Annotated in this window: 12 protein-coding genes; 9 read left to right on the top strand and 3 right to left on the bottom strand. The window is 66.8% G+C overall.

Features of this window, described 5'->3' with window-relative positions:
- Positions 1-15: 15 nt before the first annotated feature.
- The 3 genes from AC1DYS_RS04475 to AC1DYS_RS04465 all read right to left on the bottom strand — a co-directional run bounded on the left by AC1DYS_RS04475 (position 16) and on the right by AC1DYS_RS04465 (position 3,484).
- On the bottom strand, positions 16-1,053 hold the full coding sequence (locus tag AC1DYS_RS04475; RefSeq protein WP_477896441.1) for a threonine ammonia-lyase: 1,038 nt from the start codon (positions 1,051-1,053) through the stop codon (positions 16-18).
- A gap of 226 nt (positions 1,054-1,279) precedes the next feature.
- A complete protein-coding gene (locus AC1DYS_RS04470) occupies positions 1,280-2,455 on the bottom strand; it encodes a GGDEF domain-containing protein (RefSeq protein ID WP_477896439.1) in 1,176 nt (391 codons plus the stop codon).
- Positions 2,456-2,578: 123 nt separating this feature from the next.
- Positions 2,579-3,484 carry a LysR family transcriptional regulator gene (locus AC1DYS_RS04465; RefSeq protein WP_477896437.1) on the bottom strand — a complete coding sequence of 302 codons (906 nt, stop codon included), beginning with the start codon at positions 3,482-3,484 and terminating at the stop codon, positions 2,579-2,581.
- Positions 3,485-3,607: 123 nt separating this feature from the next.
- Between AC1DYS_RS04465 and AC1DYS_RS04460 the strand changes: the two genes are divergently transcribed.
- The 9 genes from AC1DYS_RS04460 to AC1DYS_RS04420 are packed head-to-tail and all read left to right on the top strand — an operon-like array spanning position 3,608 to position 12,436.
- Positions 3,608-4,699 (top strand): 4-oxalomesaconate tautomerase, encoded by a 1,092-nt coding sequence (locus AC1DYS_RS04460; RefSeq protein ID WP_477896435.1) that lies wholly within the window; start codon positions 3,608-3,610, stop codon positions 4,697-4,699.
- A gap of 35 nt (positions 4,700-4,734) precedes the next feature.
- The gene (locus AC1DYS_RS04455; protein ID WP_477896433.1) at positions 4,735-5,769 is read left to right on the top strand and encodes an amidohydrolase family protein; all 1,035 of its coding nucleotides are present in this window, start codon (positions 4,735-4,737) and stop codon (positions 5,767-5,769) included.
- 1 nt (position 5,770) lies between these two features.
- The gene (gene ligK, locus AC1DYS_RS04450) at positions 5,771-6,454 is read left to right on the top strand and encodes a 4-carboxy-4-hydroxy-2-oxoadipate aldolase/oxaloacetate decarboxylase (RefSeq protein ID WP_477896431.1); all 684 of its coding nucleotides are present in this window, start codon (positions 5,771-5,773) and stop codon (positions 6,452-6,454) included.
- Positions 6,455-6,501: 47 nt separating this feature from the next.
- Positions 6,502-7,476 (top strand): DUF1932 domain-containing protein, encoded by a 975-nt coding sequence (locus tag AC1DYS_RS04445; protein WP_477897270.1) that lies wholly within the window; start codon positions 6,502-6,504, stop codon positions 7,474-7,476.
- 8 nt (positions 7,477-7,484) lie between these two features.
- Positions 7,485-8,417, top strand: coding sequence for an amidohydrolase family protein (locus AC1DYS_RS04440; protein WP_477896429.1), 933 nt, complete (start codon positions 7,485-7,487; stop codon positions 8,415-8,417).
- A 34-nt stretch (positions 8,418-8,451) separates the two neighbouring features.
- The gene (locus tag AC1DYS_RS04435) at positions 8,452-10,143 is read left to right on the top strand and encodes a tannase/feruloyl esterase family alpha/beta hydrolase (RefSeq protein ID WP_477896427.1); all 1,692 of its coding nucleotides are present in this window, start codon (positions 8,452-8,454) and stop codon (positions 10,141-10,143) included.
- 22 nt (positions 10,144-10,165) lie between these two features.
- Positions 10,166-10,612: a protocatechuate 4,5-dioxygenase subunit alpha gene (gene ligA, locus AC1DYS_RS04430; protein ID WP_477896425.1), complete on the top strand. Its 447-nt coding sequence runs from the start codon at positions 10,166-10,168 to the stop codon at positions 10,610-10,612.
- Position 10,613: 1 nt separating this feature from the next.
- On the top strand, positions 10,614-11,483 hold the full coding sequence (locus AC1DYS_RS04425) for a class III extradiol dioxygenase subunit beta (protein WP_477896423.1): 870 nt from the start codon (positions 10,614-10,616) through the stop codon (positions 11,481-11,483).
- A complete protein-coding gene (locus AC1DYS_RS04420) occupies positions 11,480-12,436 on the top strand; it encodes a Gfo/Idh/MocA family oxidoreductase (protein WP_477896421.1) in 957 nt (318 codons plus the stop codon). Before AC1DYS_RS04425 ends, AC1DYS_RS04420 begins: the two co-directional genes overlap by 4 nt.
- The last annotated feature ends 30 nt before the right edge of the window (positions 12,437-12,466 follow it).

The raw sequence follows: 12,466 nt of genomic DNA, 5'->3' as shown, positions 1-12,466 counted from the left end.
CGGACCAGCGCTCGATCAGGCGGCGCGTGCCAGCAGCTCGCCAAAGCGGGCCGCGTCGATGTTGGTGCCGCACACGATCAGGGCCACACGCTTGCCGTCGAGCCGCTCGCGCAGGGGGCCGAGCAAGGCCGCGGTGGCAGCAGCCGCTGCCGGCTCGGCCACCAGCTTCATGTCGCGGAACAGATGGTGCATCGAGGCTGCGAGTTCGTCGTCGCTGACCCGCACGATTTCGTCGACGAAGCGCCGGCACACGCCATAGCTGTAGGCCAGCGCATAGGGCGCGCCCAGGCTGTCGGCCACGGTGTCCACGCGCTCCAACTTCACCGGTTCGCCGACCTGGAAGCTGCGGTACATCGCATCGGCGCCGAACGGTTCGACACCGAACACCTGGCAGCGCGGGTTGATCTGCTTCACGGCCGCGGCAATGCCACCGCACAAGCCACCACCACCCACCGGCACCACCACCGCGTCGAGCCCGCGCACCTGGCGCATCAACTCCAGGCCGATGGTCGCGGTGCCTTCGGCGGTGCGCGGCCCGTCGAAGGGGTGGACCATGGTGCGGCCTTCGTCGGCCGCCAGCTTCTGCGCCAGCGCGAAGGCATCGTGGATGGTGTCGGTGAGCGTCAGCTCGGCGCCCTGCTCGCGGCAGGCGTTCACACGGGCCGGGCTGGCATGGCGCGGCATTGCCAGCTTGGCGGTGGTGCCCGCTGCTCTTGCCGCATGGGCCACGGCCACCGCATGGTTGCCGGCGCTCGCGGCCACCACGCCGCGCTGACGCGCTGCGTCGTCCAGCGCCTGGATGCAATTGAGCGCCCCGCGCAGCTTGAAGGTGCCGGTGCGCTGAAACAGCTCCAGCTTGAGCCAGACCTCGGTCTGCGGGCTCAGCGCGCGTTCGACGACGCCGGTCTGCCAGCGCCACACCGGCGTCTGCAGGATCTGTCCGGCCAGGCGCGCGGCGGTGCGCTCGATTTCGTGAAGGCGAGGAAAGGCGGCAGGCGCCGGCGAAGGTGCAGCGACAGACGCACGGGCGGCGTCAGAGACAAGCGAAGACATGGTGACTCTCCATTCGGGCCGATGAATTGCGCGCGGCGGCGCAGCGAAATGCAAAGGGACCGCCAAGCACCAGCCGAAGCCGCAGCTCAACGATCCCGGCGAATTCGAATCGGACGAAGGGCGCGGGCGCGCGGAACGGGGAAGAAGAGAGACGCGAACCGCAACACCCAGGCGCGCAAGGCTTGCGCGGGTCGGCGGGTGGAAGAAGGGCGTTGCGTCACGGGGCTCATGATGGCACACCCTCGCGCTGGCTGGCAACCAAACGCAGCCTCGGCACGGCCACGGGTGCCTCGGATATCACGCTGCGGTCACGTCCGCCTTGCTTGGCGGCATACATCGCCTGGTCGGCGCGCTCGATCAGGGCACTCAGCGTCTCACCCACCTGGCACTGGGCGATCCCGGCTGAAAAGGTCACACGCATCGCCGGGTCGATCTGCTCGAAGCGCACATCAGCCAGGCGTTGCCGCACCCGCTCGATCACGCGCTCGGCACCCACCGCTGACGTGTCGGGCAGCATCAGCATGAACTCCTCGCCGCCCCAGCGGCCCAGCGTGTCGCTTTCACGCAGCGCTTCGCGGGCAGTCAAGGCAAAGGCGCGCAGCACCTCGTCGCCCTGGGCATGGCCGTGAACGTCGTTGACGCGCTTGAAGTGGTCGATGTCGATCAAGGCCAGGCACACCGGGCGCCCGCTGCGCTCGAACCGCTGCATCTCGCCGTTCATCAGCTCGGTGAGGTGGCGGCGGTTGTAGATGCCGGTGAGTTCGTCACGGATGGCGATTTCATGGTTGCGCGCCAGCGCGCGTTCCAGCTCGTCACGCTGCTGGCGCAGCTTCAGGCGCATGGTGCTGAGCTGCCCCGCCAGAAGTGCGATCGAGGGCAAGACCACCGCCAGCAGCATGAAGTTCATGCCTTCTTCGGCTGCCGGAAAGCGCGCCGGGTCGCGCAGATGCGCCGCGAGCATGGTGGCTCCCATGGCGACCACCGCAAAGAAGCTGAGGCGGCGCACCTGCGGCGCGGTCAGCGCGAACAGGCCGAAGACGAGGGTGACCGCCATCACCAGCAAGCTGGCGCCGCGCGCCGGGCCGGCAACGACGTAGGCGCCCATCGTGCTGACGACACTGAACACGGCCTGCGGCAGCGTCATCGCGGGGTCGCTCGCGAAACGCAGGCTGAAGCCGCTTCGCACCATCACGTAGAAGCTCGTGGCGCCGATCAGCGCGAACATCTCCCAGCGCAGCGCGGCCGTGGCATCCATCAAGCCGGTCACCACGCCGAAATGGGCAATGCCGATCAACGCGATGTTGAGCGTCCAGGTCAGCAACGCCTGCCGGGCCCGCACGCGCAAACGCTTTTCGCTGCCCAGCAGGAGCAGGCCCATGCCTCCAAGAAGCGCCGGTTTCATGCCTTTCATATCGGCCGCTTCGTGCGCGGCCTTGACCCGAAAGAACCCTCGAACCGTGAACAAGGCCGCGCCACAGCTGGCGAGCAGGGGAAAACCCGGCCTCTCAGCGAGGGCGTCCTGGCGTCAGGACCAGAGCTTGAGCAGCAGCTCCTTCACCAGCTCGGTCGACTGGTCGATGAGCGGCCCGCGGTGGCGCTGAGACGAGGTCGCGATCCACAGCGTGGTCGTCATCTTTGGCTTGTGGATGGGCTGCACGAAGAACGCGTCGGCCTGGCCGCTCGATTGGATCGCATTCAACGACAGCACGGCATGGGCTTCGCCCTGCTGCACCAGATCGAGGATGGCCGGCACGCTTTCGATCTCCAGCGCCACGCGCGCCTTGCGGCCTTCGTTGGCAAGCGCCGTCTCCAGCAGCATTCGGATCGAGTGCGGCAGGCTGGGGATCACCAGCTCGCGCTCGGCGACCTCGGCCAGGGTGACGGGCGGCCCGATCAGCTTGCTGCCTCGCGCCTTGCCGCGTGCCGAGACGAGATAGAGCTGCTCATCGAGCACGGGCACCAAGTCAATGGCGGCCGAGGGCGCAACGTTGTAGACGACAGCGCAGTCCACGCGCCCGATCGTCAGCCACTCCAGCACATAGGTCGACAGGCCTTCGACCACGCTGAGCGTGGCCTTGGGAAAGCGCTGGCGGAAGGCCGTGACGAGCGGGCTGGTCAGCGTGCGGCTCACGCTCGGCGGCAACGCGATCACCAGGCGCCCGGTGGCGGCACCGCGGTGGTCTTCCATGTCGAGCCGCGCACGCTCCACCTGCTGCAAGATGCCGCGGCCATGCGCCAGCAGCCGCGAGCCAGCTTCGGTGAGCGTGACGCCGCGCCCATTGCGCTCGAAGAGCGACTGGCGCAACTCCACTTCCAGCGAGCGCACCTGCCGGCTCAGCGCCGGCTGGGCGATCGACAGAAAGCTGGCCGCCCGCGTGAAGCTGCCGAGCTCGGCCACGTGCACGAAATATTCGAGTTGCTTCAGATCCATGTGAATGCCGCTTCCTTGCAGGACTATGCCACGCAGGCATAGCTGCTATACGGGCCATCTCGTTGACGCATGGCTCTCCTTGCGCAAGACTCGTTTTCCAACGTACCTGTGCAACGGCCAGCCATGCAACACCCGATTCCCTGCCTGTTCATGCGCGGCGGCACCTCGCGCGGCCCCTTCTTCAACGAGGCCGACCTGCCCGCCGACATCCCCCACCGCGACCGCGTGCTGCTGGCCGTGATGGGCTCGCCCGACAAGCGCCAGATCGACGGCCTGGGCGGCGCCCACCCGCTGACGAGCAAGGTCGGCATCGTGCGGCGCAGCACCACCGAAGGGGTGGACCTCGACTTCCTCTTCGCGCAACTGCAGCCCGACAAGGACACGGTCGACACCACGCCCAACTGCGGCAACATGCTCGCCGCCGTGGTGCCCTTCGCCATCGAGACCGGGCTGATTCACCCGCAAGGCGACACGACGACGCTGCGAGTGCTGACCCGCAACACCGACATGCAGTGCGACATCACCGTGCAGACGCCGATGACGCCCACCGGCCGCCGCGTCAGCTACGAAGGCGAGGCGCGCATCGACGGCGTGCCCGGCCCCGCTGCACCGATCAAGATCAACTTCCTCGACACCGCCGGCTCGGTCGCGCCGGGCCTGCTGCCCACGGGCAACGTGAGGGACGTAATCGACGGCATTGATGTCACCTGCATCGATAACGGCATGCCGCTCGTGATCTTCAAAGCCAGCGATGTGGGCCGCACGGGTTATGAAACCGTCGATGAGATGAACGCCGACACCGAGCTGAAGGCGCGCATCGAGCGGCTGCGCATCGCCTGCGGCCATGCCATGAAGCTGGGCGACGTGACGAGCAAGAACTACCCGAAGATGACGCTGATCGCCGCGCCCAAGCACGGCGGCAGCCTGAGCACGCGCAGCTTCATCCCGCATGTGTGCCACGACGCGATCGGCGTGCTGGCCGCGGTGACGGTGGGCACGGCCTGCGTGCTCGACGGCTCTGTGACGCAAGGCATCGCCCAGGTGCCCGGAGGCAACGCCAAGACCATTTCGGTCGAGCACCCCACCGGCGAGTTCAGCGTCGAGCTGGAGATCGACCCGGCGAACCCGCAGAACGTGACGCGGGCGGCGCTGCTGCGCACGGCCCGGCTCATCATGCGCGGCGAGGTGATGGTGCCTTCGGCGCTGTACCGTTGAGAACACCTGCGCAACCTGAACCAGAGAAGAGAACCATGAGCCTGATCATCGACATCCACGGCCACTACACCACCGCACCGAAGGCGCTGGAAGACTGGCGCAACCGCCAGATCGCCGGCATCAAGGACCCGGCCTCGATGCCTAAGGTGAGCGAGCTGAAGATCAGCGACGACGAGCTGCGCGAATCCATCATCGCCAATCAGCTGAAGAAGATGCAGGAGCGCGGCAGTGACCTCACCATCTTCTCGCCGCGCGCGAGCTTCATGGCGCACCACATCGGCGACTTCAACGTCTCGTCGACCTGGGCCGCTATCTGCAACGAGCTCTGCTACCGCGTGAGCCAGCTCTTCCCCGACAACTTCATCCCCGCGGCCATGCTGCCGCAATCGCCCGGCGTGGACCCGGCAACCTGCATCCCCGAGCTGGAAAAATGCGTCAAGGAATACGGCAACGTCGGCATCAACCTGAACCCCGATCCCTCAGGCGGACACTGGACCTCGCCGCCCCTGAGCGACCGCTCGTGGTACCCCATCTACGAGAAGATGGTCGAACACGAGATCCCCGCGATGATCCATGTAAGCACGAGCTGCAACGCCTGCTTCCACACCACCGGCGCGCACTACCTGAATGCCGACACCACGGCCTTCATGCAGTGCCTGACCAGCGACCTGTTCAAGGACTTCCCGACGCTCAAGTTCCTGATCCCGCACGGCGGCGGCGCGGTGCCCTACCACTGGGGCCGCTTCCGCGGCCTGGCGCAGGAGCTGAAGAAGCCGCTGCTGAAGGACCACCTGCTGAACAACATCTTCTTCGACACCTGCGTGTACCACCAGCCGGGCATCGACCTGCTGACGAAGGTGATCCCGGTCGACAACATCCTGTTCGCCAGCGAGATGATCGGTGCCGTGCGCGGCATCGATCCGGAAACCGGCAACTACTACGACGACACCAAGCGCTACATCGAGGCCTCGACGATCCTGAGCGCCGAAGACAAGCACAAGGTCTACGAAGCGAACGCGCGGCGCGTCTACCCGCGACTGGACGCGGCACTCAAGAAGAAAGGGAAATGACATGTACGAACTGGGCGTGGTCTATCGCAACATCCAGCGCACCGAAGCCGCCGTCGCCGACAAGCTCGCGGCGTTAGGCAGCGCCACCGTGCACGAAGCCATGGGCCGGGTCGGCCTGCTCAAGCCTTACATGCGGCCCATCTATCCGGGTGCTCAGGTATCGGGCACGGCGGTCACCGTGCTGCTGCAACCCGGCGACAACTGGATGATGCACGTGGCCGCCGAACAGATCCGCCCCGGCGACGTCGTGGTGGCGGCCGTCACCGCCGAATGCACCGACGGCTACTTCGGCGACCTGCTCGCCACCTCGTTCATGGCCCGCGGTGCGCGCGCGCTGGTCATCGATGCCGGCTGCCGCGACGTGAAGACGCTGCAAGAGATGGGCTTCCCGGTCTGGAGCCGGGCCATCAGCAGCAAGGGCACCATCAAGGCCACGCTCGGCTCGGTGAACGTCCCGGTGGTGTGCGCCGGCATGCTCGTCACTCCGGGCGACGTGATCGTGGCCGACGACGACGGGGTGGTGTGCGTGCCGCGCGCGATGGCCGCCCAGACGCTGGAAGCAGCCATCGCGCGCGAGTCGTTCGAGGGTGAGAAGCGCGCCAAGCTCGCATCCGGCGTGCTGGGGCTCGACATGTACAAGATGCGCGAGCCGCTTGAGAAGGCCGGCCTGAGATACATCGATTGACCGCACTTCTCCGTTCGGACTGAGCCTGTCGAAGCCAGCGCCGTGCACTGCGCACCCTTCGACAGGCTCAGGGCGAACGGAAGTGGAGGACCCCCTTCATGAACAGCAACCCCATCCAATGGCACATCGGCCTCGTCGGCTACGGCGAGGTCGGCCACATCCTGGCTGAAGACCTGCGCCAGGAAGGCGTCGTTGTCAGCGCCTACGACCTCAAGCTTGGCAGCGAGGCCGGCGGGCCGCTGCGCGAGCACGCCGCACGCATCGGCGTCACGCTCGCGGCATCGCACGCCGAGCTCGCCGCAAAGGCTGACTTCATCGTCTCGGCCGTCACCGCGAGCCAGGCCGTGCCGGTGGCCCAGGCCTGCGCGCCGGCGGTTCGCGCCGGCAGCTTCTTCCTCGACTTCAACTCCGCATCGCCCGGCGCCAAGATCGGCGCGGCCGGGTTGATCAACGCGGCTGGCGGGCGTTATGTCGAAGGCGCGGTGATGACGTCCATCCCGCCCTACCGCATCAAGGTGCCGCTGCTGCTGGGCGGGCCCGATGCGGCGACCTTGCTGCCGCTCATCAACAGCATCGGCTTCGCGGCCAAGGTCGTGAGCGACCAGCTGGGCGTGGCATCCGCCACCAAGATGTGCCGCAGCGTGATGATCAAAGGTCTGGAGGCGATGGTCATCGAGAGCTTCACGACGGCTCGCGCCTATGGCGTCGAAGACGCGGTGCTGGCCTCCCTGAAAGAGACCTTCCCCGGCATCGACTGGGAGAAGCAAGGCGCCTACTTCTTCCAGCGCGTGATCGAGCACGGCCGCCGCCGCAGCGAAGAGGTGCGCGAGGTGGCGCAGACCGTGCGCGAAGCCGGGCTCGAGCCCTGGTCGGCCAGCGGCACTGCCGAGCGCCAGGCCTGGGTGGCCGACCTCGCCGACGCGGGCCTCTTCGGACCGAAGGGCACGAAGGAGTTCGCGCGCAGCACCGACTGGCGCACCGAGGCCGACCGCATCCTTGCGCAGTTCAAGCCACTCGACTGAAAGCACCCATGGAATTTCAAAAGACCCCCGGCTGGCTCGACTGGTACACCGGCCCTTCCAAGCCGACGTTCACATTGCCGCCCGGCAGCGTCGATGCCCACTGCCATGTGTTCGGCCCGGGTGACGAGTTCCCCTATGCACCCGAACGCAAGTACACGCCCTGCGACGCGTCGAAGCGGCAGCTCTATGCCCTGCGAGACCACCTCGGCTTTGCGCGCAACGTGGTCGTGCAGGCCACCTGCCACGGTGCCGACAACCGCGCGATGGTCGACGCATTGGTGCACTCCAACGGCCAGGCGCGCGGCATCGCCACCGTGAAGCGCAGCATCACCGACCAGGAGCTGCGAGACCTGCACGCCGCTGGCGTGCGCGGCGTGCGCTTCAACTTCGTCAAGCGCCTGGTCGACTTCACGCCCAAAGACGAGCTGATGGAGATCGCATCGCGCATCGCGCCGCTGGGCTGGCATGTGGTGATCTATTTCGAGGCCGTCGACCTGCCCGAGCTGTGGGACTTCTTCACCGCGCTGCCCACCACCATCGTCGTCGACCACATGGGCCGGCCCGACGTGAGCAAACCCGTCGACGGCCCGGAGTTCGAGCTGTTCATCAAGTTCATGCGTGAGTACCCCAACGTGTGGAGCAAGGTGAGCTGCCCCGAGCGCCTGAGCGTCAGCGGCCCGCCGGCGCTGAATGGCGAACTGAATGACGGACAAGCCGCCTACCGCGACGTGATCCCCTTCGCGCGCCGCATCGTCGAGACCTTCCCCGACCGCGTGCTGTGGGGAACCGACTGGCCGCACCCGAACCTGAAGAACCACATGCCCGACGACGGATTGCTGGTCGACTTCATTCCCCACATCGCGACCACGGCGGAACTGCAGCAGAAGTTGCTGGTCGACAATCCAATGAGGCTTTATTGGCCCGAAGAAGCCCTGCGCTGATGCAGGGGCCGGACCTCACGGAGGCATTCATCGCATGACCCGCTCTCGCCTCTGTTGCTCGCTGGCCTCGACGGCCGTGGTGGCCCTGCTCACGGCCTGCGCCTCGCCGGGCGCGCTGCTGCAGTCCGACTTGATGGCGGGCTGCGCCAGCCTGGCCGGCCGCACCATCCCGGCGAGCAAGATCAGCCTGCCGAGCAGCGGTGCCACCATCGACTCGGCGGTGCTGATGGCACCGGCCGCCATGGCGGTGGCCGAGCGCGGCCCGTCGCCGGCTGCCGCCATCACGCCGGCCACGCCGCAGCACTGCAAGGTGCTCGGCCGCATCGCCCCGCTCGACCCGAAGGCGCCCGACATCCACTTCCAGATGAACCTGCCGACGGTGTGGAACGGCCGCGCGGTGCAATACGGCGGTGGCGGATTCAACGGCACGCTCATCACCGGCCTCGGCCTGCTGCCGGCTGCGCGCTACGACCAGCCCTCGCCGCTCGCGCTCGGCTTTGTCACCTACGGCACCGACTCCGGCCACCAGAACCAGCCCGGCCAGCCGCCGCAGGCCTTTGCGCTGAACAACGAAGCGCTCGTCAACTTCGCCCACGCGTCGTACAAGAAGGTTCGCGACGTGTCGATGACCGTGATGCGCATGGCCTACGCCGAAGGCCCGACGAGGATCTACTTCTTCGGCAGCTCCGAAGGCGGGCGCGAAGGCCTGACCATGGCACAGCGCTACCCCGACGCCTTCAACGGCATCTTCAGCCGCGTGCCGGTGATCCACTGGACAGGGCTGCAGCACGCCGGCCTGCGCGATGGCATCGCCACCATGGGCCCGGGCTGGCTGCGCCCAGCCCAGGTGAAGCGCGTGCACGACGCGGTGCTCGCCGCCTGTGACAGCCTCGACGGCCTGGCGGACGGCCTCGTCTCCGACCCGGTGGGCTGCCGCAAACGCTTCGACATCGCCACGTTGCGCTGCACCGGCGCCAACGCCGACGACAGCTGCCTCACGCCACCGCAAGAGGCGGCGGTGCGCACGTTGCAATCGCCGTTGCGCCTCGGCATGGAGCTGGCCAACGGCGTGCGTGAGTACCCCGGCCGCGGCCCGAGCGGCGAGGCCACGCCGGCCTCTGCGTCCACCGGCGGCTGGAATGCGTGGTGGCTGGGCGGCTCGGCACCATCGATTCCGCCGCAGCAGGGCAACGGCATCGCGTGGTTCTACGGCGCCGGCGCCATCCAGTACTTCTATGCCCGCGATCCAGCCGTCGATCTGCTCAGCTACAAGCCCGACACTTACTACGACCGTGTGCGCGAGGTGTCGGCCTTGATGGACTCCACCGACTCCGATCTGTCGACCTTCCAGACCCTGGGCGGCAAGCTTTTGATGCTGGAAAACATGGCCGACTACGCGCAGAGCCCGTACGCCGGCATCGCGTACTTCGAGTCGGTGGAGCGCCGCCTCGGCCCCGGCACGGTCGACACCTTCTTCCGCCTCTACACCGCGCCCGGCGTCGACCACGTGGGCACCGGCGGGCCAGCCAACGTGGACATGCTGCAGGCGCTGGTCGCCTGGGTCGAGCGCGATGAAGCGCCGGCCGCGCTGCAGGTGGTGGAACAGAACGCCAAGCCGCCGTTTGCCGTCACGCGGGCGCGCCCGCTGTGCCGCTGGCCGCTGGTGCCGCGCTACCGCGGTGGTGGCGACCCCGCCGCTGCCGCGAGCTTCGAATGCAAACCTTGACACTCAACCCACGGGAAGCACGATGTCCCTGAACAAAGATTACCTCGATGTGCCCGGCACGACGATCTTCGACGCCGAACAGTCGCGCAAGGGGTTCCACCTCAACCAGTTCTGCATGTCGCTGATGAAGGCCGCCAACCGCGAGCGCTTCAAGGCGAACGAACGCGCCTACCTCGACGAGTGGCCGATGACCGAGGAACAGAAGCAGGCCGTGCTCGCACGCGACCTGAACCGCTGCATCGCGCTCGGCGGCAACATCTACTTCCTCGCCAAGATCGGTGCCACCGACGGCAAGAGCTTCCAGCAGATGGCCGGCAGCATGACCGGCATGACGGAAGAGGAATACCGCAACATGATGATCGGCGGCGGTCGCTCGGCCGAGGGCAACCGCCGCATCGGCGAAGACGGCGACGCGCAGGCACATCGCCAGCCGCAAGGTGGCGCCGGCAAGACCCAGAAGAGCAACTGACATGGCCCAACTCACCGCATCCGTCTACACCTCGCACGTGCCCGCCATCGGCGCGGCGCTCGATCTCGGCAAGACGGCCGAGCCCTACTGGCAGCCGCTGTTCAAGGGCTACGAGTTCTCCAAGCAGTGGCTGAAGGACAACACGCCCGACGTGATCTTTCTCGTCTACAACGACCACGCCACGGCCTTCAGCCTGGAGATGATTCCCACCTTCGCGATCGGCTGCGCCGCCGAGTACCAGCCGGCCGACGAGGGCTGGGGCCCGCGGCCGGTGCCCAAGGTGATCGGCCACCCGGAGTTGGCGGCACACATCGCGCACTCGGTGATCCAGGACGACTTCGACCTCACCATCGTCAACAAGATGGACGTGGACCACGGCCTCACCGTGCCGCTGTCGCTGATGTGCGGCCAAGCACAAGCGTGGCCCTGCCCTGTCATTCCGTTTGCCGTGAACGTGGTGCAGTACCCCGTGCCCTCGGGCCAGCGTTGCTACAACCTCGGCAAGGCCATTGGCCGCGCGATCGCGAGCTACGACGAGCCGCTCAAGGTGCAGATCTGGGGCACCGGGGGCATGAGCCACCAGCTGCAGGGGCCGCGCGCCGGGCTCATCAACAAGGAGTTCGACAACACCTTCCTCGACCGGCTGATCGCCGACCCCGAGGGGCTGGCGAAAGTGCCGCACATCGACTACGTGCGCGAAGCCGGCTCTGAAGGCATCGAGCTGGTGATGTGGCTCATCGCGCGTGGAGCCATGAGCGACGTTGCCCAATCAGCCGGTGGCGCCAAGCCGCCGAAAGTGGCGCACCGCTTCTATCACGTGCCTGCGTCGAACACGGCCGTGGGCCATCTGATTCTGGAGAACCAAGCATGACAAAAACAACCAAGGTCGCCCTGGCCGGCGCTGGCGCCTTCGGCATCAAGCACCTCGATGCGATCAAGCTGATCGACGGCGTCGAAGTCGTCTCGTTGATCAGCCGTGATCTCGAGAAGACGAAAGAGACCGCCGCCAAGTACGGCATCGGCCACGTCACCACCGATCTCGCCGACAGCCTGGCGCTGAAAGAAGTCGACGCGGTGATCCTGTGCACGCCGACGCAGATGCACGCCTCGCAGGCCATCGCCTGCATGAAGGCCGGCCGGCATGTGCAGGTGGAAATTCCGCTGGCCGACAGCTTGGCCGGCGCCGAAGAAGTCGTCGCACTGCAGAAGCAGACCGGCCTGGTCGCGATGTGCGGCCACACGCGGCGATTCAACCCCAGCCACCAGCTGGTGCACAAGAAGATCGTCGCGAAAGAATTCAACATCCAGCAGATGGACGTGCAGACGTATTTCTTCCGTCGCACCAACATGAATGCATTGGGCCAGGCCCGCTCGTGGACCGACCACCTGCTGTGGCACCACGCGGCGCACACCGTCGACCTGTTCGCCTACCAGACCGGCGGCGAGATCGTGCAAGCCAACGCGGTGCAAGGCCCGATTCACCCGACGCTGGGCATTGCGATGGACATGAGCATCCAGCTGAAGAGCAGCACCGGCGCCATCTGCACGCTGAGCCTGAGCTTCAACAACGACGGGCCGCTGGGCACCTTCTTCCGCTACATCGGCGACACCGCTACCTACATCGCGCGCTACGACGACCTCTTCAACGGCAAGGAAGAAAAGCTCGATGTGAGCAAGGTGGATGTGTCGATGAACGGCATCGAGCTGCAGGACCGCGAGTTCTTCGCGGCCATCCGCGAAGGGCGCGAGCCGAATGCGAGCGTGGCCAGCGTGCTGCCGTGCTATCGCACCTTGCACAAGCTGGAGCAGCAGCTGAACGCATGACACTCCGTTCGGGCTGAGACTTGTCGAAGC

This window comes from Rhizobacter sp. P2_G4, from assembly GCF_056403575.1.
This window is presented reverse-complemented; position numbering and strand designations above follow the sequence as displayed.